The following is a 23,466-nucleotide window of genomic DNA, read 5'->3' as shown; positions in this document are numbered from 1 at the left end:
AGGTATATCCAACCGGGGATTTCTGTAGGCTAGAACGCCAGAACAGGCTGGTGGAGAGGTTAGATACTGTATTTACTGTTAGAAAGATATGAGATAATAAACCCTTAAGGAAAGCAATAGTGTTTTTTCTTGAGGGTTTTAAAAAAATATCTACCGATTAAGATTTTAAAGTGGAGATATGCTTATGGTAAAATCGTTTAAAGTCAAAAGACATTATCATAATGGAAAAGGACAAGAAGATGAAAACAAGAAACTGAAAGAACAACTGGAAACATTGAGGGGTAAATTATATGAAAAAATGTAGATTACACTAACTATAGTCTAGGTATAAACAAAGCTATAGCAAGGGGATTGGTGCATTGTATACTAGATATGAAAAGGAGAGGTTTTATGTTTATTGAATCTGCTGAAAATCAGACAAAATTGAAGACAAGTAATAATTGTTATCTCTTAGGAGTCTTGGCTACTTCTGAGCGTATTTTTCCTCGTGTTGGTGAGGATCAAGATTATATCACTACTTTTGCGAATTCTTACTCTCTTGATATGATTTTTTACGTAAAGTCTCTTAGTATTGAACCTGATCCTATAATTGAGTTCTTATCGGGTTCGAATCCTTTAAATCCACTCTATATTGGTTTGTATAATGATACTGAATTCTCGCAGGATATGGACTATAGGCACGCCACTACTTTTCAAGAGAGACGTGCTATTATAGAAGAGAAACTTAAAGATAAACTGATTATTTTTAAGCCTAAGATAAACTTCGGAAATGATAATAAGCCTCGCAAGAATCTCGAGATTATATCTGTTAAATCTTTAGATAACATTTCACAGGATATAGAGTATATACCTGTGCCAAAAGTTAATAATACAGATAATTTTGAAAAAAAGATATTCAAGAAAGACTTTATTACTTTTGAAGATTATAGCCATGCTCAGGAATCTCCTGAATTTGTTGTTAGTGGAGATTACTTATATCAAAATGAGATTGACTGGAGAAAACATGAGACTACTGATTATGTTTGGAGATGTGAGGATCCTAAACGAATAAAGAGAATAAAATTAGGTGACTTTAAAGATGCAATTATAGATTGCACAGATAATTTGGTATTTATTGATAAAAATTTTAATATAAATAATCTAGAGGGATATACGTACTTATTACAAGATGATTTAGCATTAGAGGTAGTAAAGACTGAAAATTATATAAATTCAGAAGAAGAAAATACAGAAGCTTCTTTTTTAGAAGAATTTAAAAATTATGCGAAAGTTAAAGAAAAGCTATGCTACAGTGATGTGGACCTGGCTAACTTTCATACTTGTATAAAAACGAATCCACTAACTATTCTTGCAGGAATGTCTGGAACAGGAAAGACACAATTAGCACTTGCTTATGCTAAAATGCTTGATTTGTCAGAAGAAAATAAAACTCTATTGTTTCTACCGATTAGTCCATCTTATACTGAGCCAAGTGATTTGCTCGGATACTTTAATAACATGAATGGTCTATTTGTGCCTTCAGAAACGGGCTTGGCAGATATACTTATTCACGCTAGTAACAATCCAGAGAAGATGCATATGGTTATATTTGATGAAATGAATTTATCGCAGGTAGAATACTGGTTCGCACCATTTATATCACTACTGGAGAAAAAGCCAAGAGAGAGAAAATTGAATTTATATAGCTCAAATACACACTGTATCAATAGTCATATATACAAAAGTAGTGTTATTTTAGGAGAAAATATTCTGTTTGTAGGAACTATAAATCTAGATGAAACTACAAAAGATTTTTCAGATAGATTACTTGATAGAGCAAATTTGATCTTCTTAAATAAAAAATCCTTTATGGATTATCGTATTGAGCAAGAGTACGCTAAAGATGTAAAACTGTCTTTTGGAGAATCTATATGTGATTCTTACGATATTTTTTCAAGTTGGGTTTCTTCAGAAAGTCCTATTGAAATGTTTGGGGAAGAAGAACTTGTTTTTTTTGATGAACTTCATGACATGATTCAGAAATTTGACAGTCAAAAAGGTGTATCTTTTCGAGTTGTGAGAAAGATAGGTGAATATTTAATTAATATTCCTGTTGATGAAGAAGGTAAAGCTTATATACCTAGAGAAGATGCTTTGGATCTAGTTATAAGACAAAGAATAATTACTAAGTTAAAAGGTACAAGAAAGCAGTATGAGAAGTTGATAGGAATAGTTGAGTGTGAAGGCGAAGAACCTAAGAATAGTATACTATATACACTTTTCAGTAGTGCAGAATCGAATAAAATTAGTCATTTTAATGAAACTAAAAAAGAGATATGTAGAAAGGCTAAGGATTTATATACTTATGGATACACTAGTTAGTCTGATATTTAAGGTTCAGTATACTCCAGGTAATAGAGTTGAAAAAAAAATAGTAAATATAAGTCAAGAAGATTTTTCGAAGGGTAGTCTGGATAATACGATAATAGAGTTTAAAGAACAAAATAAAGTTTCAGTTGAAGTAAAAAGTTATTATGATGAAGTTTACATTGAAATAGAGGAGGCAGATTCAGACGAGTTTTTAAAAGTTAAAAACTCTCAGATTGCTACAATTACTCAAGGCGAAGAAAGTAGTATCGTATATGTCCCTGGATACTATTCTTTAAATATAAAAAAAGAAAGAGATACTTGTAGTGGACTTTTCAAAATCTCTCCGTCATCACTTTCTTTGAATGGGATAGATAATATCAGAAATATTCTAGAAGATGTTTCTAGAGGTCTTGCACATAACTTGTTCATGGAGAAACTGGGGGGAGACTCTTCGTTTGAAAATTCAAATATTTTATCTATGAATATATTTCAGTATATAATGAGTAATGAGGATATATTAACAAGTAGTATTAGTAGCATAGTAAAACAGCCAATTGAAGATATAAAAAAAACGTATAAAGAGCAGCGATATGCAAAAAGGAATGATATAAAATCTCAGAAGTGGCTTATTACAAAAGGATTAAAGAAGAATGATAACTTGTTAAAACCAGAGATATTTCTTGAAAAGCACTCTTTTTTAACATATGAAACAGCCGAAAACAAATGGCTCAAAAAGACCCTTTTTGATATAAATGATATACTAACAAAAGTGGAGAATGACTTTGAGCATATAAATGGTTTTTTAGAGAATAAAATAGAACAAATCGAACTAAATATAGCAAAATTGAACTCCAAGTATAATATTGTAAAAAAAGATTATACGATTGCTGATGCTAATAAAAAAGAGCTTAAGTGTAGAATTTATGTTCAAGACGAAGAACGTATCGCTCGAAAGAAGTCTTTTTATGTTATGAAGAAACGACTTCAAGAAATAAAGCGTTTTAAGTCTATGATAAACCACTATGAATTTGAAACTTGGATTAATGTCATTGAAATGCATAATGGTACAACTAATTTTTCTAACAAAATTTTGAAAAATAGATACTACTCTCAGGTATATTTTTTCTATGAAAAACTGAAGTCTTTTTATGAAAATCAAGACAGTAATTTAAAAGAAAATAGCATAAGCTTCCCTTACAAGAGAACATCATTGCTATTCGAAATATATGTTGTAGTATTGGTAATACAAATACTTAGAGAAGAAGGATTTGTATGGGAACGTGGATGGTTGGCTGAAGGTGATTATACTAGCTTTGTAGAAGGACTTCCTAAAGAAACTATTATGATTTTTAAAAGAGGAGACAAGTATTGTGAACTAGCTTACGATACTGAAATTCTAGATGAAGATTATAACAGTGATTTGAGTGAATTTATGAATAATGGAGTTAAACACCGTAGACCAGATATAAGACTTGGTCTATTTGATGAAACTACAAAAAGATTACTATCAGCTATTATAATAGATGCTAAGTGCTGTAAAAAGAAGTATCTAGTTAGTGACACAGGTAATACTAAAGTAATCAATACTATGAAATCATATAATTTGTTTGGATATTTTTATAGCAATGAAGGAGAAGTGGAATTAAAAAAAGATGCTATTGATAGAGTTATTATTGTTTATCCTAAGCAAGGAAAAGAAATATCTTATAAAGGTCCCTATGGCTTTGATTTTATAGGAATAGAACCTAATGAAAATAAAAGTTTAGAGACTGGATATGCTGAGCTTAAAAATAGCATTAGGGAGAACTTATTAGAAAAGTAATTGGTATAAATGGATTCTCGTTCTCTAATGATAAAATGGTTATATATGGGAGTGGGAAATTTTGGAGTTAAATTTGTCAATAAATAGTTTTGCAGATATATCAAGCTCAGAAAGACTTGAAATAGATGGGTTTATAATGGAATTAGTAGAAACTCATAAGAGAAATAGGTCTGAAATAAGTAAGCTTGCGTTTGACAGTGTATCAGCGCTGACTGCTAGCACATCCAGATTAAACGAAGCTTTAGAGCAGGGTTTTTAAAAAGAATTTTTAAAAGTATAACTGGAAAAAATCAAAAGCTTCAAGGCGATCTGACGTGGTTCAAATCAAAACAGGTTAGATAAGATTGAACAAAATGTTGAGCTTTTGCATTGGAATGCTACTATAGAGCACAGCATGTTTAATGGATTAGAATACAGGGACTTGAGTAATGTCGCCAAAACTATTTGCTTGTCATGTGACTTTTATGAAAAAACCAAGGGGAATTGGAATACAAAGGATCTTATAATTTTAAAATTTATTTTTTCAAGCATAGGTCTTCCGGTAAGTGATACTACTACATACGAACCCTTCTTCGAAGGATTATTAAATGAATATTCTCTTCTGGAAAGACTACAGAAATTAGTCGACTATCATGAAGTCGACTTATCCGCAAAGTATCGGGTACCCTTGATTTTAGGAATAAGCAAAGCTGATTTAATTCAAAGCAAAGAAAACTATATCGTTGATTCCTTAGTAACTCAAATGAGAAACTTCAATAAGGATTTCACAAGAAACGAGGCTCGAAAGTTGATTTTAGAGCACTATATAAAAGAAGAACTCTTGATGAATCTAAAAAGTCCTGTCGCAAATTTCGATTTGGCATTAGAGGTTTTATGTACACTAGATTTTTTAGCAAATAAAAAGATTCTTAACTTATATGAGTTTGGATATAAATATTACTTCAGATATAAAGGTACGGAAGTGAATTATTCTGAAGATATGAAATGCTTTGAAATGGCGGCTGCTCAAGGTTATATTGATGCTCAGTATATGCTTGGATAAATGTATTAATATGGAGAAGGTATAGCGTAAGATTATCTTGAAGCACTTAATTGGAGTGAACAAGCAGCTGAACAAGGTAATTCAGATGCTTAAATTATAATTGGCGACATGCATTTACATGGTGAAGGCGTAAAACGAGACTATACTGAAGGACTCAAATGGCTTAAAAAAGCCGCTGAGCAAGGAGACTTGGGTGCTAGAAAATTGTTGCTCGAATTATAAGTTCATATCTAAGGGTATCGCAAATATTCTCGACAAAACTCACGTTAAGGAAATATGATCATAACATAAAACCGACATTTTGGACTGTTTAAAGTAACCGTTCCTAAAGTCAGCTTTTAAACTTTAGTGACATCACATATCTAAACAGGGTATTTAGAGATAGGTTATAACTAAATATTAGTTATTGTGTATATATAAAGAAATATATTTTGATAAACAGAGGTGAAACTTTATATGGATTTAGATGAACTTAGAAGAAGAAGACTTGAATTACAGAGTCGTTCGAATAAAACACTTTATAACATGCAAAAAATTATAGATGAGTCTAGAAGAGTTGCAGAAGTAGCAAGAGACTCCAGGCAGATTTTAGACAACTTAGATTTAGAATTTGAAAAAAAGACTGGACTAACAGGGCTAGATGTAAAATTTCTATTTTTTGCAACAGCTTTACAATGTACACGTCAGTATCTCTTATCAAACGATAAATTTCGCTTTGAAAAGGCGAGTGATGCAGATAAATTAATAAGCAAGCCTATAAGAGATGCTTTGAATAAGACGGGTGTAAAAAAAGATTATAAAGATATAATACTAGGCGGGGTTCCTTATGACATAATACCATCTAAGCATTGGGGGACGGGCTTAAGTGGATTAAACCATAGGGAGATGACCTTGGGACATGACCCTGTGCTTGGTTGGGTATTTGGAACAATGAATATTATGACTGGCTCATTAACTAAAAAAGATTTACTACTGAGTTCATACTCAGTAAAAGGGAATGATATAGAAAGTATAACCAGCTTTCCTTCAATAGCCTTAAGTAGTATAGATATCGCCAAAGAAGATTACAAACTATTAGTGGCTTCAGTTGTTAAGCAAGGCATTCATTATGCAAGTGATGCCTTTACAGCAAAAGGACTTCCTTTACCTATTCTAAACAATATATCATCAGGCTTTAGCTCAACTTTGATTAAAAATAATATCGATATGTATAGTGTGACTCGTGGAGCAGCAGTTTCCGTATTGATAAATACAATAATCGCTGCTGTTCATGGTCTGTATTATGATGAGCGAGTTTATCTGAATAGGGATGTATACGAAGTAAAAACCAGAAAGATATTAAGCTATTCAAACGCTATAGCATCAGTAAGCAACGTAATTTTAGTAGCCATCATGGGAACTGTAGCAGCTCAAACAGGAAATGCAAAATTAGGCAAAAAAGCTTGGAGCTATTTAGATATAGGGGGGCTTATGGTCACTATTTATAGACTTATTAACGACAGAGAGTTTATAAGGAAAGTTAAGGAAGAGTTCGTATTCGGCGAGTTCGATAATTTGATAAAAGGAACTGATTACGACTTCTAGAGTTTGATAAATAGAATGGATAGTTTCTAGTTAAATTAAATTGAAAAAGGGAGAGGAAGGAATTATGTTTTTTATACCAGGATTAATTGCTATTGGAAAAGTAGCCGTAGCAACTGGAGGAGTTATAGTGTCCAAAGCTATTTACGAATCCGGAAAGTCTAGTGGATATAGTAAAGGTAGCTATAATGGGAAAAAAGAAGGATATAATAGAGCATCAGCAGAATACGAAAAAAAGATTATAAGTCAAGAAAGCAAGTTTGAAGAAGAAAGAGGTCGGTATATTTCCGAAAGGGAAGAGTTTGATTATCTAATGCTAGAGTATGAGAAAAAAATCATGGAACTAGAAGGCAGAGGAGAAAACTTGACTATGGAAGAATCAGATAAATTAAGCTATGCAAAGCGAGAATATGAAATTCTTGAATCGTCAAGAGAAGCTTATAGCAATGAAGGTGAGCTATATATGAGTATAGACGATATAGTCGAAAAAGCTGAATTAGGTGACCCTGATTTTCAGTACTATCTTGGGAATATATACTATCTTGGAGAGACTGTTGAACAAAACTATAGTGAAGCGTTCCATTGGTTCGAAAAAGCTGCTAGGCAAGGAAATATTTCAGCTCAAGTCAGACTTGGCAATATGTCCAGCGAAGGAGAGGGCGTTGAACAAGACTATACAGAGTCATTTATGTGGTATAAAAAAGCTGCAAATAATGGAGATGTTATTGCAGCATCCAATCTTGGGAATATGTACTATCTAGGATATGGGGTTGAATCCAATTATGAGAAAGCGAAAGATTGGTTTTATGTTGCTGCAAAAGAGGGAGATATATTCTCTCAAGCGTTATTAGGACATATGTTTTATAGGGGTGAAGGCGTTGAACAAGACTATGAAGAGGCTCTTTATTGGTATGAAAAAGCTCATAAGCAAGGAGATATTTATTCCAGATACAGCATAGGACTAATGAATTTATTGGGTCAAGGAGTACCCGTAAATTATAAAGAAGCAGCAGCACACTTCATTAATGCTGCCAACCATGGAAATGCAAATGCCCAATACGCTACTGCAACGATATATCATACAGGAAAAGGTGTTCATGTAAACTATGGAGAAGCTATGAAGTGGTATTACTCTGCTGCAGAACAAGGGCATATTGAAGCTCAGTACGATCTTGCACATATATATCATGAAGGAGTTATTGTGGAAAAAGACATAGAAGAGTCTAAGAAGTGGTATAATCGTTTAGCAAGCCAAGGAGATATTGATGCTCAAAATATGCTAGATATAATTAAACAGGAAGAAATTATTGCAGTGGAACAGGATTTAGCTGATAATTTTGAAAACTTCTTAAATTCATATAGACTAGCTGCAAATAATGGCGATTTGTTAGCTTTATTTGAATTAGGAAATATCTATTACCATAAAAAAAGCATGGATAATAACTATGAAAAAGCATTGGAGATTTATTCTAGTGCTTATGAAAAAGGTTTTTTAGAAGCACTAGACAAATTAGAGCTATTATCCACTATAGGTTCCTTCGATTCTAGTACTCTATCAAGATATCAATCAGACGCAGAGAAAGGAGATACTGAATCACAGTACAAGCTTGGTCTTATGTATGACTATGGCATCGGAAAGGATGAGGATTCTGACAAAGCCGCCGAATGGTATAAAAAAGCTATTGAACAAGGTCACAAGGAGGCTCTAATTAGATTAGCTGATAAGTACAGAATGGATATTGATATTGACAATGCCGTGAAGTGGTACAAGCTTGGAGCTAAGAAAAATCATCCGAAAGCCCAGTTTGTATTGGGGCTATATTCAGAATACGAAAAAGATGAAAAGGCAGCAATCGAGTGGTACATGAAGGCTGCGGAACAAGGGCATGCTGAAGCCCAGTTCATGATAGGTGAGATTTATGAAAATCCTGAAAGTGAATTTTTCAATTTAAATAAATCGTTTGAATACTATGAAAAGTCCGCAATAGGAGGAGATTCAGAAGCCCAGTATAAACTGGGAGAAATATATGTTGAAGGAAAAATTGTTGAAAAAAATCTAGAAGAAGCTCAAAAATGGCTTCGACTTTCGGCGAGTCAAGGACTTCATGAAGCTAAAGAAGCACTAAGAAGCTTAATATAGGGAGGGAGTGTAAGCAGCTATGTTTTTTATACCAGCAATAATAGCAGTTGGACAAGCCATTATCTTATATGAAATGGGCAAGTCTAAAGGATACGAAAATGGGAAATTTGATGGAAAAAAAGAAGGGTATTCAAGAGCATCTCGAAAATATGGAGAAAAATTCAATCTTCAAGTAGAAAGTTTTGAAAAGTTTAAGAACAAGGTTGCTTTGGAAAAAGAAGAGTATGACTTCTTATTGCTAGAGCATGAGAAAAAAATTATGGAGCTAGAAGGCAAGAGTGCAGATTTGACTGTAGAAGAATACGATGAATTAAGTGGTACAAAGCGAGAGTATGAAATACTTAAGTCATCGAGAGAAGCTTGCAGCAATGAATCCGAACTCTATATGAGTGAAGAGTCAATCTTCAACAAAGCTGAGTCCGGAAACCCTGACTTTCAGTATTATCTTGGAATAATATATTATAGTAGAGGAAATAGCACAACAAATGATATTGAAAAAGCTCTCTACTGGTTAGAAAAAGCTGCGGAACAAGGGCATATAGGATCTCAGTATATGGTTGGACTATTCTACTTTACTGGAGAACTTGGTATTAATGATTTTAATAAATCGCTCAAGTGGCTTGAACGTTCTGCAAATCAAGGACACATGGTATCTCAACTTTTACTAGGTTCAATCTATTCTTCAACAGATTATCACAAATCCTTTAAGTGGCATCTCAAGGCAGCACGACAAGGGTTAATGGATGCCCAGTATTATGTAGGTGTATATTATGAAACAGGAAGTGGTGTCGAAAAAAATAAAGAAAATGCACTCTACTGGCTAGAGAAGGCTGCTGAGCAAGGACATATTGATGCTCAAAACTTATTTAATACATTGATAGAGATTGAAAATACTGATTCTAAAATATTTGATATTGAATATTGCAAAAATATGGCAAAGCAAGGTGACTTGGAAGCTCAATCTATATTAGGCACAGCTTATTATTTAGGAAATGGCGTTGAAAAAGATTTTAAAAAAGCTAGGTACTGGTTCATGAAAGCAGCGAAGCAAGGAAGTGAAGATGCTCAAGGCTTACTAGGTACTATTTATTACTATGGACAGGGCACTGAAAAAGACTATGATAGTGCACTCTACTGGCTAGAGAAGGCTGCTAATCAAGGTCACGAAGAGTCTAGGAGCTTTTTGAAAAAGACGGATTTACTTGAATCAAGGGAAAGTCACAATCTTTGCATTGAAACTACTGCTGAACCTCCTAGAAAAACCACTAATTTGAGTAGCTATGACAAAGATTCTATTTTAAAGCTAGCGAAAAAGACAAAGCTTTCAAAATCAGATGTTCTCAAATACTACAAAGCAAACGGAAAAGATTATATTCAAACGCTTTTATTTATAGAAAAGAATATTAAAAAATCAAACTTTACTTTAAGCCAAGCTCTAGATGAAACATTTGGCATATATTTAAATTCAAAGGAGTGATTGAAGTCATGGAAACCTATAATATTGTCGAAAACAGCGATGGAAAGCTTATTGTAAAGCGTTCTATTCCGAGTAGGCGTAATTTATTAATAGCCGCATTGGTCGTTCCGAGTCCTTTCGTACCTGTTACGAAAGAACTTATTGATGAAATTAGAGTTGTAGGAAAGAAAGAAGGCTATGAAAGGGCTTCGATTGAATATGAAAAAAAGCTTTTAGAACAATCAAGAAAATTCTCAGAAAAACAACAGGAATATAGAGCTGAGCAAAGAAGGTATGAAGCTCTTATCAGCGAATATGAATTACGAATAGAAGATATCTTGAGCTGTGAAGAAGAGTTGAACTTAACTAAATCACTAGATTTAGCCAAACTAGGAGCCTTGTATGGAGGAATGTTAGAGAGCATTATTTTATACAACAAGCCTCATCCTTTAATTGAGAATGTTCGAGAAGAAGGTAGAAAAGAGGGCTATATGTGGGCTTCGATTGAGTATGAGAATAAGCTCTTGAAGCAAGCTGAAAGCTTTTTGAAGCAGGAAAAAACTTCAATAGTAGAAAGAAATAAATACGAAGAGCTAATTTCTGATTATAAGTCATATGTTCGAAAGCTATCAAGATAATCTTTTAGTATTGCCATGTAAGTGACATAATTATAGTTTAAGTCAGAATTGAAAGGAGTTTTTTAAATGGATAAGACTGACTATAAGCCCAATTGGATATTTTACGAGCAACACAAGAATGAAAAGCTAGTTTTGAATTCCTCATTGTCGATAGCAACTCCAGTAACTCCTAAGAAAATAATTAAAGATGCACTTAAAAAAACTTCTATAGTTAGTGACATATATGAAGAAGGAAAGAACAAAGGAAAAAAGGAAGGCTATGAAAGAGCTTCTTGTGAATACAAAGATAAATTATTAAAGCAAGCTGAAGTGTTCTTAAGTCAGAGCAATGATTTCAAAGAAGAAAAAGCCGAATATGAAAAATTGCTTTACGAGTATGAAACGCATATAAGTGAACTTGAGCAAAAAAAGCATAAGTCCAAACAAGAAATGGATTATCTAAGTGAAATGATGAGTATGGAGCGAAAGCTAGTAAAGCTTCAATCAACTTGGGAGTTTTAATTGCATGTTCACTGTTGTCAAAACAGATGCTAAAATGAATGCAATATTCACTTTGAAAAGCACAGACAAAGCCCCCCTAAAAAGCCATTCAGCTTTTTCAGGGGGGCTTAAATTTACTCCGCCAACAACAATGTCACTTCTCTTACCACCTTGCAGGCAACGGCTGTGGAAGCTCCGCTTGCATCGTAGTGAGGCGAAAGCTCCACCACGTCCGCTCCTACAAAGTTGATACCCTTCATAGAGACTAGAGCTGCTAGCATCTCTTTCATATCTATCCCGCCTGGCTCCGGCGTTCCAGTTCCAGGGAAGACAGAAGGGTCCAGCACGTCAAGGTCTATAGTCAGGTAGACCGGCACGTCTTTCAGTTCCTCAAGCTTGGAAGCAAGAGTGGAGGTCGAGAACTTCTCTAGATACGTATGGGACTTGGCCCACTCGAACTCCTCTTTCATTCCTGACCTTATTCCAAATTGGTATATCCTCCCGTCTCCGACTACGTCCCACGCACGTCTTAAGACTGTGGCATGCGACAGCACTTCGCCCATATAGTCTTCTCTGAGGTCTGTATGCGCGTCGAAGTGGATTATATGGAGGTCAGGGTACTTCTCGTACAGTGCTTCAACAGCGGGAAGAGTCACAAGGTGCTCTCCTCCCACCATAAGCGGCTTTTTCCCGTCTGCAACCACCTTGGATATCTCGGACTTTATGGCCGAAAGCGTGGCCTCCTTATTTCCGAAAGGGAACTCCACGTCTCCTATATCCGAAAGTTTGTAGTCTTCCAGGTCTAAGTCCAGATAAGGCGAGTAGGTCTCAAGCCCGTAAGACTCAGTCCTGACTGCCATAGGCGCAAAACGAGTTCCAGGCCTGTAGCTTACAGTTCCGTCGAAAGGGGCTCCTAGGAGCACCACATCCGAATTTTCATAGTCTGATTCGAAGCCTATAAATCTATCTGTCTTGTAGGTATTAAACATTTTCCAGTTCATCCTTTACATAAGTAGGGAGCATAAATGCGCCTACGTGAATATCTGTATTGTAGTACTTAGTCTTAAGTCCAAGCGCGTTCCATTCATCCGCCTTGAGGTCCGCTATAGGGTCGTACTTCTTAGAAGCGAAGCCGAACAGCCAATGTCCTGACGGATAAGTCGGCATGTGGAACTGGTAGACTTTAGCTATAGGGAAAGTCTCTTTTATTTTCGAATGAGATCTCTTCATCTCATGGCTGTAGCTACTGTAGTAAGGGCTTTCGTGCTGGTTTATCAGTATTCCGTCTTCACTTAGAACTCTCTTGCAGTTGTTGTAGAACTCGTAAGTGAAAAGTCCTTCTCCAGGCCCTATAGGGTCTGTGGAGTCTACAAGTATAAGGTCGTAAGACTCTGAGTCTGCATCCTGCACGAACTTAAGCCCGTCTTCAAAGTAGAGTGTAAGCCTTTCGTCGTTGTCCAGTTTTTCCGCAGTTAGAGGCAGGAACTTCTGGCAAAGCCTTACGACTCTTTCGTCTATCTCCACCATGTCCACTTTTTCAACTCCAGGGTATCTAAGCACCTCTCTTGCAGTTCCGCCGTCTCCGCCGCCTATTACAAGCACTCTCTTTATGTTAGGGTTAACTGCCATAGACACATGAGTTATCATGTCGTGGTAGATGAACTCGTCTTTCTCTGTGACCATCATAAGCCCGTCAAGTGTGAAGAACTTTCCGAAAGTGTCGCTTGTAAAGAAGTCAAGCTGCTGGAACTCGCTCTTCTCCGAGTGAAGATGCTCCTTGACCTTTATAGAGAACTTCACGTCTTCTTGGTGATTCTCTGTGTACCATAAATCCATTGCATTTTCCTCCTTGCTCTTGTCTAGTATTTTTATCATATATGGGTCGTCATCGTCGTTAAGTGTGATGCTGCCCTCGTCCCTTAGGTAGAGGTAGTGCTCTATCATGTCCTCTGTGATCATCTCTCCTGGAATCACAAGTGGTATCCCTGGCGGATAGATCATTATGGACTCTCCGCTTATAAGCCCAGCGGCGTCCTTTATGTGGACTATATTCTTGCTGTGGTAGTAGGCGTCTCTAGGGGAGAGCATCAGCTTCGGGTTTTTAAGCCCAGAGAGTATGTTTGTATCCCGCTTTTCAGACTTTCTGTAAAATCTGCTGCTTATATCTCTGAGTGATTCCACCAAAGTGTTAATGCTCACTTCATTGTCTCCAAAGGAGATGATGGCCATTATCACGTTCGGCTCCGCCAGCTCCACCTGTATGTCGTAGTCGGAGAAGAGCAGGTCGTAGATGTAGAATCCTGAAACCCCAAGCTCGCTCACGTTCACAACTACTTTCAGCTCGTCGTAGTCGAAAGACTTGCCGGAAGCTACGTAGCTGTCTCTTGAGATGCAGCTAAGCCCTGGGATTTCGTTTATCTCTCTTTTTGCGGCTCGAGTGAGCTTAAGCAGCTTTTCCAATCTCGCTTCGCCTTCCAGCACAAGTTGCTTTCTGGCAAGGTCCACAGAGCACATCAGAAGGTACGAGGCGGAAGTGGTCTGCAGCAAATTCACTGTGGATCTTATCTTGTTTTTAGAGATAAGCCCTTCGTTGTGAAGCAGCACAGACGACTGTGTAAGAGAGCCTCCTGTTTTATGCATACTGAGTGTAACTAAATCAGCTCCATATAGAGAAGCATTTACAGGAAGTTCTGGATGGAACGAAAAATGGGCTCCATGGGCCTGGTCCACCAGCACAGGTATTCCTCTCGAATGGGCAAGCTCTATTATCTGCTCGAGATCTGAAACGGCCCCGAAGTAGGTCGGGTTTATCAGGAATATGGCCTTGATGTCGTCGTTTAAGTCAAGCGCTTGTTTTACTGACTTCAGGCTTACGCCGTTTGCTATTCCGTACTCAAGGTCTATCTCAGGCTCCATAAACACAGGCTTTCCGCCAGCAAGTATAAGGGCGTTTATGGCGGATTTGTGCACATTTCTAGGGAGCAGTATCTTGTCTCCGTTTTCTATGGCGCTCATTATCATGTACTGAACTCCAGAAGTGGAGCCGTTTACAAGTATAAACGAATTGTCCGAATGGAAGGCGTCTGCAATCAGCTCTTCGGCTTCTTTTATCACCCCAGTAGGGTAGGAGAGGTTGTCCATGGTCTTGGATGCATTTACATCCAGCCTAAGTGTCATCTCTCCTAAGGCGTCTTTCAGCTCTTCAAGGTAGTTGCCCCTCTTATGCCCCGGAACATCAAAACAGACTACGTCTTTTTTGGCGTAGTCTAGCAGTGCAGAGAGAATAGGGGTCTTAGTATGATCCATCTTCATCTTCCACTATTGCCTCTTCCACATTAGTTCCGTAGAAGATTTCATCCATTTCTCTTCTGATTTTCTTTGTTATCATCTGAGCGTCTCCAGGGTGAAGATCTTTCTTTGTGTAGCCGAAGAGGTAGTCGTCTAGGTCGAAGTTCTTTAGCTTGCACTTTGTGTGGAATATATTCGACTGGTATACGTTTACGTCTATCATGTTGAAGAGGTCTTTGACTTTTTTAGGGATGTAGTTCTGTATAGAGTCTATCTTGTGGTCTATAAACAGCTTTCTTCCGCCGATGTCTCTAGTAAAGCCTCTTACTCTGTAGTCTATAGTCATTATGTCTGTGTCGAAGCAGTGCACAAGGTAGTTAAGCGCTTTAAGTGGCGAGATCTCTCCGCAAGTAGATACGTCTATATCCGCTCTGAAAGTGCTTATGCCTTCAAATGGGTGGTATTCAGGGTAAGTGTGCACAGTTATATGGCTCTTGTCCAGATGTCCAAGCGCTATGTTTGGAACAGGTCCAGGAGTCTGGGATTGGCCTATGGCCATGTCCTTTGAATTTTTGTCTAGAGGGCCTTCACACACGAGAATAGTAACGCTTGCACCCTGAGGATCGTAGTCCTGCTTTGCAATATTCAATATGTTGGCACCTATGATTTCAGTAACAACTTTCAGTATGCTTGTAAGCCTGTCAGCGTTATACTGCTCGTCTATATACTCTAAATACGCTTTTCTATCTGCCTCTGTCTTTGTGTAGCAGATGTCGTACATATTAAAGCTAAGCGACTTAGTCAAATTGTTGAATTCGTGTAATTGTAGTTTTTCTTTCATTCTTTTTCGAATGGCCTCCTCATGTTGGTATTTACTAAACTAATTATAAGTTTTAATACCTCTATTTGCAATCGAAAACGGTAAATTATTAAGGATATAAGGTGAAAATAATGGGAATGGACTCTATGTCGAGATAGATATTGACTTATGTTTTTTTTTATGATAAATTTACGTAAAGTGAATATGAGAATAGCTTTCAGGGCAGGGTGAGATTCCCGACCGGCGGTAGAGTCCGCGAGCTGCGTTGCAGTTGACTTGGTGAAATTCCAAGACCGACAGTAAAGTCTGGATGAAAGAAAGTGATTAAAGCAGATTCAAAAGATACAGCTACAGTTGTATCACATTTGAGAACTTGGAACCAAGAGCCCTGGAGATATATCTTCAGGGCTTTTTTGTATGGAGGTTGAAATGGAAAAATACATGTCAAGAGCCATGGAGCTTGCAGAGCGAGGAGCTGGGTTTGTAAACCCCAACCCGCTTGTGGGAGCTGTGATAGTTAAAGCTGGAAGGATTATAGGCGAAGGATACCACGAAAGATGTGGCGAGAACCACGCCGAGATAAATACGTTCGAGGATGCAGAGAGAAGAGGGGAAGATGTCTCAGGAGCCACTATGTATGTGACGCTTGAGCCTTGCTCCCACTACGGCAAGACCCCGCCGTGCGCAGATGCAATAGTTGAGAAGAAAATAGGAAAAGTCGTGGTCGGACTGCTAGACCCCAATCCGCTTGTGTCGGGAAGGGGAGTTGCAAAGCTTGAAGCTGCGGGGATAGAAGTCGTGACAGGTGTGCTGGAAGAGCAGCTTAAACGCCAGAACGAGATATTCCTTCACTATATAACAGAGAAAAAGCCGTTCTGCATAATGAAGACAGCCATGACGCTAGACGGGAAGATCTGCACGCGTACTGGGGACTCCAAGTGGATCACAAACGAGAAGTCCAGGGTGCATGTGCACGAGACAAGGCACAGAGTCTCAGCTGTGATGGTGGGAGTGAACACCGTTATAGCAGACGACCCAATGCTAAACACCAGACTTGAAGGCAGAACAGCTTCAGACAGTGTGAAAATAGTGGTGGACAGCGCCGGCAGGATACCGCTAGACTGCAAGCTCTTGAATATGGAGTTTGAAAAAGAGACGATAGTTGCAACTACAGATAGAATTCCAGACGAGAAGTTAAAAGCCATAGAGGCCAAGGGGGCCAGAGTGATAGTCACACCTGAAAAATGCGGCAGAGTTGACCTTCCACGCCTTATGGCGGAGCTCGGGAAGCTTGGAATAGACAGCGTGCTCTTGGAAGGTGGAGGTTGCCTCAACTTCGGAGCGCTTAGAGAGAACATAGTCGACAAGGTCCAGTGCTTTATAGCGCCGCTTATAATAGGCGGAAGCGAAAGCAAGACTCCAGTGGAGGGCGAGGGCTTCGACTACGTACGAGAAGGCATAGCGGTCTCGGATCTGGAGGTTTCAAATTATGACGGAGACATGCTCTTGGAAGGCTATATAAGGAGGCGCCAGCAATGTTTACAGGACTTGTAGAGGAGATTGGAAAGATAAAGAAGGTGGACACTTCGGGAAGCTCAGCTGTGATAGAGATAGAGGCTGTGAAAGTGCTTGAAGGTGTAAAGCACGGGGACAGCATAGCGACCAATGGAGTCTGCCTCACAGTAGTGGACTATACAGATACCAGCTTTACGGTGGACGTGATGCCTGAGAGCATAAGGCTTACAAATCTCAAGGATATCACTAAGGGCACAGAGGTGAATTTAGAGAGAGCGCTTAGGCTTGGAGACAGGCTTGGAGGTCATATGGTCTCAGGCCATATAGACGGCATGGGCAAGATTGCCTCTGTAAAAGAGGAGGACAACGCCACCTGGCTTGAGATAGAGACAGGCGGAGACGTGCTCAAGTACGTGATATACAAAGGCTCCATAGCCATAGATGGCACAAGCCTTACTGTTGCAGAATTAGGGGAGAGGAGCTTCAAAGTCTCCATAATTCCCACTACAAAGGACGAGACTACGCTTCTCAGAAAGAAAATTGGAGACGTTGTAAATCTGGAGTGCGACCTCATAGGCAAGTACGTGGAGAGGTTGCTTTCCTACAGAGAGGAAGCGCCTAAGAGCAGGATAGATATAGATTTCCTAAGGGAAAATGGATTTGCATAAATAGATAGAGAAAAGGCGGTGTAAAGATGACTAGATTCAACACTATAGAGGAAGCTATAGAGGATATAAGGAATGGCAAGATGGTGGTAGTAGTAGACGACGAGGACAGGGAGAACGAGGGCGATCTGCTGATGGCGGCTGAAAAGGTGACTACAGAGTCCATAAACTTCATGGCCAAGTATGGAAGGGGGCTTATCTGTGCTCCTATGGAGAAATCCAGGCTAGACGAGCTCAAGATAGGCCAGATGGTCACGGACAACACAGACCCAAAAGAGACAGCATTTACGGTATCGGTGGACTGCACTACATGCAAGACCGGGATTTCAGCCGAGGAGAGGGCCAATACCATACTCAAGCTGATGGACTCTAGTGCCAAGCCTTCGGACTTCACTAGGCCTGGGCATATATTCCCGCTTGTGGCTAAAGAGGGAGGAACACTGAAACGTGCGGGGCATACTGAGGCGGCTGTTGACCTTGCAAGGCTCGCCGGGCTTAAGCCTGCCGGAGTTATCTGCGAAATCATGAATGAGGACGGGACCATGGCCAGAGTACCAGAGCTTGTGGAGTACTCGAAAGAGCACGATCTTAAGCTTATAACTATAGCCGACCTCATAGCCTACAGGCTTAAGTCCGACAAACTGGTGGAGCGTGTGGCCGAGGCCAATATGCCTACAAAGTATGGCGAGTTCAGAATGATAGGCTTTGTGAACAAGCTAAATGGAGAGCATCACGTGGCACTTGTAAAGGGAGATATCTCGGGAGACGAGCCTGTACTTGTGAGGGTCCACTCGGAATGCCTTACAGGTGACGCCTTCGGGTCTATCAGATGCGACTGCGGAGACCAGTTCGCCCACGCCATGGAGCAGATAGAGAAGGAAGGTAGAGGCGTGCTTCTGTACATGAGAGAAGAGGGCAGAGGCATAGGGCTTATAAACAAGATAAAGGCCTACAATCTACAGGATCAGGGTATGGACACGGTGGAGGCCAATTTGGCTCTAGGATTCCCAGAGGACATGAGGGATTATGGAATCGGGGCCCAGATACTCTACTTGCTTGGCATAAGCAAGATAAGGCTTATGACCAACAACCCGGACAAGATACAGAGCCTTTCCGGCTACGGCATAGAGATAGTGGAGAGGGTTCCTATCGAGATAACATGCAATGTGAAAAACGAGTTCTATCTGAAGACCAAGAAAGACAAGATGGGACATATGCTAAATATGAAGGAGGAAAAATAATGATGAAGACTTACGAGGGAAATCTGATTTCAAAAGGCAAGAAGTACGGGATAATAGTTGGAAGGTTCAACGAGTTTATAGGTGGAAAGCTGATGACGGGCGCTTTCGACGCACTCAAGAGACATGGGGTTGAGGAAAACGAGATAGAGGTGGCTTGGGTCCCTGGGGCTTTCGAGATACCGCTTGTAGCCAAGAAGATGGCCAAGTCTGGAAGATACGATGCTGTGATATGCCTTGGCGCTGTTATAAGGGGGTCTACTCCGCATTTCGACTACGTTTCGAGCGAAGTCACAAAGGGGATAGCTTCTGTGTCGCTTGAGACTGAAGTGCCGGTGGTCTTCGGAGTGCTGACTACAGACAGCATAGAGCAGGCCATAGAGAGAGCAGGAACTAAGGCTGGAAACAAGGGATACGAAGCTGCTGTTACAGCTATAGAGATGGTCAACTTGATAGGAGAGTTTTAATGATAAAGGGGATGCCGGCCGGCATCCCCTTTTAAATTTCTTTTTTACTTCGTTTCACTTCTATCTATAAAGAATATTCTGAAAAGCTGTATCAATATAGTTGGAGCTATGGCGAATCCGTATATAAGCGCAAGGTCGCTTGTTCCAACTTTAGACACTTCGAAAAGCTCTCTTAGAGGCCCTATAAATATCACGGCCAGCAAGAAGATGTTTCCAGCGAAGAAAGACATCCAGTTGTACTTGTTGGAGAAGAAGCCTAGCTTTACAAGAGACTTGTCGCCTCTGCTGTTGAATCCGTGGAACAGTCTTGCAAGACATAGAGTCGAGAAGGCAAGTGTCCTAGCATACGCATCACTTCCGTTCTCAAGCCCGAAGTGGAAAGCCAGTATTGTGGCTATACCTATAAGCGATCCCTCTACAAATATCTTTCTGAGGAAAACAGAGTCCAGTATAGAAGCGTTTGACTTTCTCGGCTTCTCTTTCAGCAGATCGCCGCTTTCAGCTTCCATCCCTATTGCTATAGCTGGAAGACTGTCTGTAAGCAGGTTTATAAACAGCAGATGAACAGCTGCAAACGGAACAGGCAGACTTGCAAGCGTAGAGTATATTACCACGATTATTCCGGCCGTATTTCCAGACAGCAGGAACTTTATGGAGTTCTTTATATTTCTGAAGATGCTTCTACCGCTTGAGATGGCCTTTACTATAGTGGCGAAGTTGTCGTCTGAAAGCACTATTGAAGCTGCGTCTTTCGAGACGTCAGTTCCAGTTATACCCATCGCTATACCTATGTCGGCCTGCTTAAGCGCTGGGGCGTCATTTACGCCGTCTCCCGTCATGGCCACTATTCTATTCTTGCTCTGCCAAGCTCTGACTATCCTGATCTTATGCTCAGGAGAAACCCTTGCATATACAGATATATGCTCTACTTTTCGCTTTAGGTCGTCATCGGACAGCGAGTCAAGTTCTGCACCGTTTACGGCGATATCTCCTTCACGAAGGATTCCTATCTCTTTTGCTATAGCTGAAGCCGTGACCCTGTGGTCTCCTGTGATCATTACAGGTTTTATTCCGGCAGATATACAGTCCTCAACTGCCTTCTTGGCTTCCTCTCTCGGAGGGTCTATCATGGCCAGAAGACCTAAGAATACATAATCCGATTCGTCATCTAGGGTAAGCATGTCGCTAGAAGTTCTCTGCTTTGCTGCAAATGCCAACACTCTAAGTCCGTTTTCAGAGAAATACTGGTTGGCCTCCTCTATCTGAGCCTTTATTTCAGAAGTCATCGAGACTATTCCAGCAGAAGTCTTGACGCTCAGCATTCTGTCGAGCAGTACATCTACAGCTCCTTTTGTCAGAATATACTCTTTGCCTTCAAGCTGATTGCAAGTAGTCATAAGCTTTCTGTCGGAGTCGAAAGGTATTTCATCCACTCTAGGATGACCAGCTCTTATTTTCTCATGGTCTAGAGCCAAGTAGGAAGCCAGATTAAGCAGGGCTACCTCAGTAGGATCCCCTATCTCGCCTTCGCTTGAAACAGATGAGTCGTTGCACAGCACCGATGTGTATACAAGCTCTCTGACAAGCCTGTCATTTGTATCTAAGTCCGATATATCTACTGTTTCAAGGTCCACAAATGCCTTCAAGACCTTCATCTTGTTTTGGGTAAGAGTACCTGTCTTGTCTGAACATATTACCGAAACTGACCCAAGTCCTTCCACGGCTTTAAGCTCTTTTACAACAGCATTTTCCTTGGCCATTTTCTGAGTTCCTATTGCAAGCACTATGGTGACGATAGAGCTCAGCGCTTCAGGAATTGCCGCAACAGCCAGGGCAACAGCGAACATGAGCGAGTCTACAATTTCAGCACCTCTGTATATATTGAGCCCGAATACAAGCACAGATATAAACAGTATTACAGCGGCTAGCTTTTTGCTGAAGTCATCTAGACTGACTTGAAGAGGTGTAGTCTTCTCGGCAGTTGTATTCAGCAGGTGAGCTATGTTTCCAAGCTCTGTGTTCATTCCAGTGGAAGTCACAAGCACCTTGGCACGCCCGTAAGTGGCAAGACCTCCAGAAAAGACCATGTTCACTCTGTCTCCTATAGGGATGCTCTCGTCGGGGAGTAGTTCCGAGGTCTTTGTTATAGGCTCAGACTCTCCTGTAAGAGAGCTCTCGTTTACCTGAAGCGAGAAGTTCTCTATTATCCTTCCATCTGCTGGAACGTAGTTTCCAGCCTCCAAGAGGAGTATGTCTCCAGGCACTATTTCAACAGAAGAGACCTCTATCTTTTCACCGTTTCTTATGACTACAGAATACGGCGCTGTAAGAGCCTGAAGGCTTTCAAGCGACTTCTGAGCTTTTACATACTGTACAGTTCCCAGTATGGCGTTCAGAAGTATGACTGCCATTATGACTATAGAACTCTCTATATTGTCTGTGGCCAGTGATATGAAGTTTGCTATAAGCAGTATTATTACCAGCACGTCTTTGAACTGGCTTAGAAAGATCTGAAGTATAGTCTCTTTTTCAGCCTGATCCAGTCTATTAAGACCGTGTACGGATTTGGACTTTTCATACGCCTCGTTGGAAAGTCCTGACTCAGAGCTGTTTAGCTCACTCATAAGCTCTGGAATCGGTTTTGAATAGTGATTCATTTTGAATGCCTCCTTTTATTTAAAATAAAAGAGACCTTTAACGCAGCTTGTGATTGAACAAACTGCATTAAAAGTCTCGTTACCTACAACACAAGGTATGTGACACCAGATTTATAGAAATCGAGATTGTTGACATCACATTTATAACTACTCCCTCTTAATTCCTTATAGAATTGTCTGTACAGTGGATTTTAATATAAAACAAAGCTAAAGTCAACAAGAAAGTTTGGGAACTACACGGCAGAGCATATAGTCCCTCCACCGAGCAGTTCATCACCGCTGTAGAAGACAACGCTTTGCCCAGGCGCAGGGGCGCGCACAGGGGATTTAAAAGAGAGCTTGAACTCTCCGCCTACACTTGAAAGCTCTCCGCTGTAGACTACTGACCACTGGCTTAGCTTGACCTCCACTATGGCAGGGAAGATCATAAGCGGGTCAAGCAAATTGACATCGGCAAGACTTATTTCTGTCTTTAAAAGATCTGCTTCGGATCCAAGTATGACTTTGTTTTCAGAAGAGTCTATTCCGCAGACTACAAACGATTCTCCATTCGGTTTAGGCAGATTTTTTTTCTGACCAAGTGTATAAGAGGATAACCCCACATGTCTTCCAAGGAAGTTTCCAGCTCTGTCCACAAATGCTCCAGGCACGGTGGAAGAGCTGTTTCTTTTCTTGAGGAAAGAGTAGAGGGATATCTTGTTCAAAAAGCATATTCCGGTGCTGTCTTTTTTAGAGGAGAGCTCGGAAAGAGTGCCTGATGATTTTTCCCGCACTTCGGCTTTCGAAGAAAAGTCGCCTAGCGGAAATATAAGATGCTTTAGCTGTTCTTGTGAGAGCTGGAACAGATTGTAGGACTGGTCTTTCCTGGAGTCCTTGGCTTTGAAGATTCTGTATATACCTCTGTCTTCATCGTATGAAATCCTGGCGTAGTGCCCTGTGGCAAAGTAGTCTATTCCGTTTTCCATGCAGTAGTCTAGCAGTTTGCCGTATTTGAAATGGCGATTGCAGAATACACAGGGATTAGGGGTCAGACCTAGCTCGTAGGATTTTACTGTATACTCTACAACACTGGATTCAAAACTGGAGCTGTAGTCCAGCACTATATGCTCTATTCCGATCCTGTCGGCCACTTCTCTTGCCACAGATATCTCAGCATCGTGGTGGTCGAAAAGCTTCATGGTCATGCCGACTACTTCGTATCCTCGCTCTTTTAGTATAAGGGCAGTGGTTCCGCTATCTACGCCACCGCTGAGTCCCACGCCTACTTTTTTCTTGTTCAAAATATCACCGCCAAATTAAAATTATTAT

Annotated in this window: 19 protein-coding genes and 1 riboswitch; of the genes, 14 read left to right on the top strand and 5 right to left on the bottom strand. The window is 39.8% G+C overall.

What is annotated here, in order from left to right; all coding sequences use genetic code 11:
* The first annotated feature begins 390 nt into the window (after window positions 1-390).
* From EUAN_RS06620 to EUAN_RS06580, 10 genes are all read left to right on the top strand, one after another.
* The gene (locus EUAN_RS06620) at window positions 391-2,361 is read left to right on the top strand and encodes an McrB family protein (RefSeq protein WP_071062960.1); all 1,971 of its coding nucleotides are present in this window, start codon (window positions 391-393) and stop codon (window positions 2,359-2,361) included.
* Window positions 2,345-4,171 (top strand): hypothetical protein, encoded by a 1,827-nt coding sequence (locus tag EUAN_RS06615; protein WP_071062956.1) that lies wholly within the window; start codon window positions 2,345-2,347, stop codon window positions 4,169-4,171. Before EUAN_RS06620 ends, EUAN_RS06615 begins: the two co-directional genes overlap by 17 nt.
* A 61-nt stretch (window positions 4,172-4,232) precedes the next feature.
* Complete coding sequence (locus EUAN_RS06610; RefSeq protein ID WP_071062954.1) at window positions 4,233-4,430, top strand: hypothetical protein; 198 nt, start codon at window positions 4,233-4,235, stop codon at window positions 4,428-4,430.
* A 135-nt stretch (window positions 4,431-4,565) separates the two neighbouring features.
* The gene (locus EUAN_RS06605) at window positions 4,566-5,213 is read left to right on the top strand and encodes a hypothetical protein (protein WP_071062952.1); all 648 of its coding nucleotides are present in this window, start codon (window positions 4,566-4,568) and stop codon (window positions 5,211-5,213) included.
* Window positions 5,214-5,321: 108 nt separating this feature from the next.
* Entirely contained in the window at window positions 5,322-5,435 is a 114-nt protein-coding gene (locus tag EUAN_RS13060; RefSeq protein ID WP_084655806.1) for an SEL1-like repeat protein, read from the top strand.
* Window positions 5,436-5,669: 234 nt separating this feature from the next.
* Window positions 5,670-6,797 (top strand): hypothetical protein, encoded by a 1,128-nt coding sequence (locus tag EUAN_RS06600; RefSeq protein WP_071062950.1) that lies wholly within the window; start codon window positions 5,670-5,672, stop codon window positions 6,795-6,797.
* A gap of 40 nt (window positions 6,798-6,837) precedes the next feature.
* Window positions 6,838-8,934 (top strand): tetratricopeptide repeat protein, encoded by a 2,097-nt coding sequence (locus EUAN_RS06595; protein WP_169817357.1) that lies wholly within the window; start codon window positions 6,838-6,840, stop codon window positions 8,932-8,934.
* Window positions 8,935-8,953: 19 nt separating this feature from the next.
* Window positions 8,954-10,411, top strand: a complete 1,458-nt coding sequence (locus EUAN_RS06590; RefSeq protein ID WP_071062946.1) for an SEL1-like repeat protein — start codon at window positions 8,954-8,956, stop codon at window positions 10,409-10,411.
* Window positions 10,412-10,419: 8 nt separating this feature from the next.
* Window positions 10,420-11,028, top strand: coding sequence for a hypothetical protein (locus EUAN_RS06585; protein WP_071062944.1), 609 nt, complete (start codon window positions 10,420-10,422; stop codon window positions 11,026-11,028).
* A gap of 66 nt (window positions 11,029-11,094) precedes the next feature.
* A complete protein-coding gene (locus EUAN_RS06580) occupies window positions 11,095-11,529 on the top strand; it encodes a hypothetical protein (protein ID WP_071062942.1) in 435 nt (144 codons plus the stop codon).
* A gap of 113 nt (window positions 11,530-11,642) precedes the next feature.
* Here EUAN_RS06580 and speB read toward each other — a convergent pair whose 3' ends face one another.
* The 3 genes from speB to speD are packed head-to-tail and all read right to left on the bottom strand — an operon-like array spanning window position 11,643 to window position 15,637.
* Window positions 11,643-12,509 (bottom strand): agmatinase, encoded by an 867-nt coding sequence (gene speB / locus EUAN_RS06575; RefSeq protein WP_245674459.1) that lies wholly within the window; start codon window positions 12,507-12,509, stop codon window positions 11,643-11,645.
* A complete protein-coding gene (speE, locus tag EUAN_RS12865; RefSeq protein ID WP_245674458.1) occupies window positions 12,490-14,820 on the bottom strand; it encodes a polyamine aminopropyltransferase in 2,331 nt (776 codons plus the stop codon). The genes speB and speE overlap by 20 nt, the downstream gene beginning before the upstream one ends.
* Window positions 14,801-15,637, bottom strand: a complete 837-nt coding sequence (gene speD, locus EUAN_RS06565) for an adenosylmethionine decarboxylase (RefSeq protein ID WP_097678059.1) — start codon at window positions 15,635-15,637, stop codon at window positions 14,801-14,803. The genes speE and speD overlap by 20 nt, the downstream gene beginning before the upstream one ends.
* A gap of 188 nt (window positions 15,638-15,825) precedes the next feature.
* Window positions 15,826-15,942, top strand: a riboswitch (FMN riboswitch).
* 103 nt (window positions 15,943-16,045) lie between these two features.
* Between speD and ribD the strand changes: the two genes are divergently transcribed.
* The 4 genes from ribD to ribH are packed head-to-tail and all read left to right on the top strand — an operon-like array spanning window position 16,046 to window position 19,501.
* On the top strand, window positions 16,046-17,170 hold the full coding sequence (gene ribD / locus EUAN_RS06560) for a bifunctional diaminohydroxyphosphoribosylaminopyrimidine deaminase/5-amino-6-(5-phosphoribosylamino)uracil reductase RibD (protein ID WP_071062936.1): 1,125 nt from the start codon (window positions 16,046-16,048) through the stop codon (window positions 17,168-17,170).
* The gene (locus EUAN_RS06555) at window positions 17,152-17,799 is read left to right on the top strand and encodes a riboflavin synthase (protein ID WP_071062934.1); all 648 of its coding nucleotides are present in this window, start codon (window positions 17,152-17,154) and stop codon (window positions 17,797-17,799) included. Before ribD ends, EUAN_RS06555 begins: the two co-directional genes overlap by 19 nt.
* A gap of 26 nt (window positions 17,800-17,825) precedes the next feature.
* Window positions 17,826-19,037, top strand: coding sequence for a bifunctional 3,4-dihydroxy-2-butanone-4-phosphate synthase/GTP cyclohydrolase II (locus EUAN_RS06550; protein WP_071062932.1), 1,212 nt, complete (start codon window positions 17,826-17,828; stop codon window positions 19,035-19,037).
* 2 nt (window positions 19,038-19,039) lie between these two features.
* On the top strand, window positions 19,040-19,501 hold the full coding sequence (ribH, locus tag EUAN_RS06545) for a 6,7-dimethyl-8-ribityllumazine synthase (RefSeq protein ID WP_071063116.1): 462 nt from the start codon (window positions 19,040-19,042) through the stop codon (window positions 19,499-19,501).
* 44 nt (window positions 19,502-19,545) lie between these two features.
* Here ribH and EUAN_RS06540 read toward each other — a convergent pair whose 3' ends face one another.
* Both EUAN_RS06540 and mnmA read right to left on the bottom strand, forming a co-directional pair.
* Window positions 19,546-22,158 (bottom strand): cation-translocating P-type ATPase, encoded by a 2,613-nt coding sequence (locus tag EUAN_RS06540; protein ID WP_071062931.1) that lies wholly within the window; start codon window positions 22,156-22,158, stop codon window positions 19,546-19,548.
* A gap of 233 nt (window positions 22,159-22,391) precedes the next feature.
* Entirely contained in the window at window positions 22,392-23,438 is a 1,047-nt protein-coding gene (gene mnmA / locus EUAN_RS06535; RefSeq protein ID WP_071062929.1) for a tRNA 2-thiouridine(34) synthase MnmA, read from the bottom strand.
* Between the last annotated feature and the right edge of the window lie 28 nt (window positions 23,439-23,466).

The sequence above is a fragment of the Andreesenia angusta genome (genome assembly GCF_001855385.1).
Classification (GTDB): domain Bacteria; phylum Bacillota; class Clostridia; order Tissierellales; family Gottschalkiaceae; genus Andreesenia; species Andreesenia angusta.
The sequence above is the reverse complement of the archived record's forward strand: the minus strand, read 5'-3'. Positions and strand labels throughout refer to the sequence as shown.

Excerpts from the sequence above, each read along its gene's own strand:
- ribD (WP_071062936.1), top strand. The coding sequence starts at position 16,046 with ATGGAAAAATACATGTCAAGAGCCATGGAGCTTGCAGAGCGAGGAGCT.
- EUAN_RS06605 (WP_071062952.1), top strand. The coding sequence starts at position 4,566 with ATGTTTAATGGATTAGAATACAGGGACTTGAGTAATGTCGCCAAAACT.
- EUAN_RS06615 (WP_071062956.1), top strand. The coding sequence starts at position 2,345 with ATGGATACACTAGTTAGTCTGATATTTAAGGTTCAGTATACTCCAGGT.
- speD (WP_097678059.1), bottom strand. The coding sequence starts at position 15,637 with ATGAAAGAAAAACTACAATTACACGAATTCAACAATTTGACTAAGTCG.
- EUAN_RS06585 (WP_071062944.1), top strand. The coding sequence starts at position 10,420 with ATGGAAACCTATAATATTGTCGAAAACAGCGATGGAAAGCTTATTGTA.
- speE (WP_245674458.1), bottom strand. The coding sequence starts at position 14,820 with ATGAAGATGGATCATACTAAGACCCCTATTCTCTCTGCACTGCTAGAC.
- EUAN_RS13060 (WP_084655806.1), top strand. The coding sequence starts at position 5,322 with ATGCATTTACATGGTGAAGGCGTAAAACGAGACTATACTGAAGGACTC.
- EUAN_RS06555 (WP_071062934.1), top strand. The coding sequence starts at position 17,152 with ATGTTTACAGGACTTGTAGAGGAGATTGGAAAGATAAAGAAGGTGGAC.
- EUAN_RS06590 (WP_071062946.1), top strand. The coding sequence starts at position 8,954 with ATGTTTTTTATACCAGCAATAATAGCAGTTGGACAAGCCATTATCTTA.
- EUAN_RS06550 (WP_071062932.1), top strand. The coding sequence starts at position 17,826 with ATGACTAGATTCAACACTATAGAGGAAGCTATAGAGGATATAAGGAAT.
- speB (WP_245674459.1), bottom strand. The coding sequence starts at position 12,509 with ATGAACTGGAAAATGTTTAATACCTACAAGACAGATAGATTTATAGGC.
- EUAN_RS06600 (WP_071062950.1), top strand. The coding sequence starts at position 5,670 with ATGGATTTAGATGAACTTAGAAGAAGAAGACTTGAATTACAGAGTCGT.
- EUAN_RS06540 (WP_071062931.1), bottom strand. The coding sequence starts at position 22,158 with ATGAATCACTATTCAAAACCGATTCCAGAGCTTATGAGTGAGCTAAAC.
- EUAN_RS06620 (WP_071062960.1), top strand. The coding sequence starts at position 391 with ATGTTTATTGAATCTGCTGAAAATCAGACAAAATTGAAGACAAGTAAT.
- EUAN_RS06580 (WP_071062942.1), top strand. The coding sequence starts at position 11,095 with ATGGATAAGACTGACTATAAGCCCAATTGGATATTTTACGAGCAACAC.
- ribH (WP_071063116.1), top strand. The coding sequence starts at position 19,040 with ATGAAGACTTACGAGGGAAATCTGATTTCAAAAGGCAAGAAGTACGGG.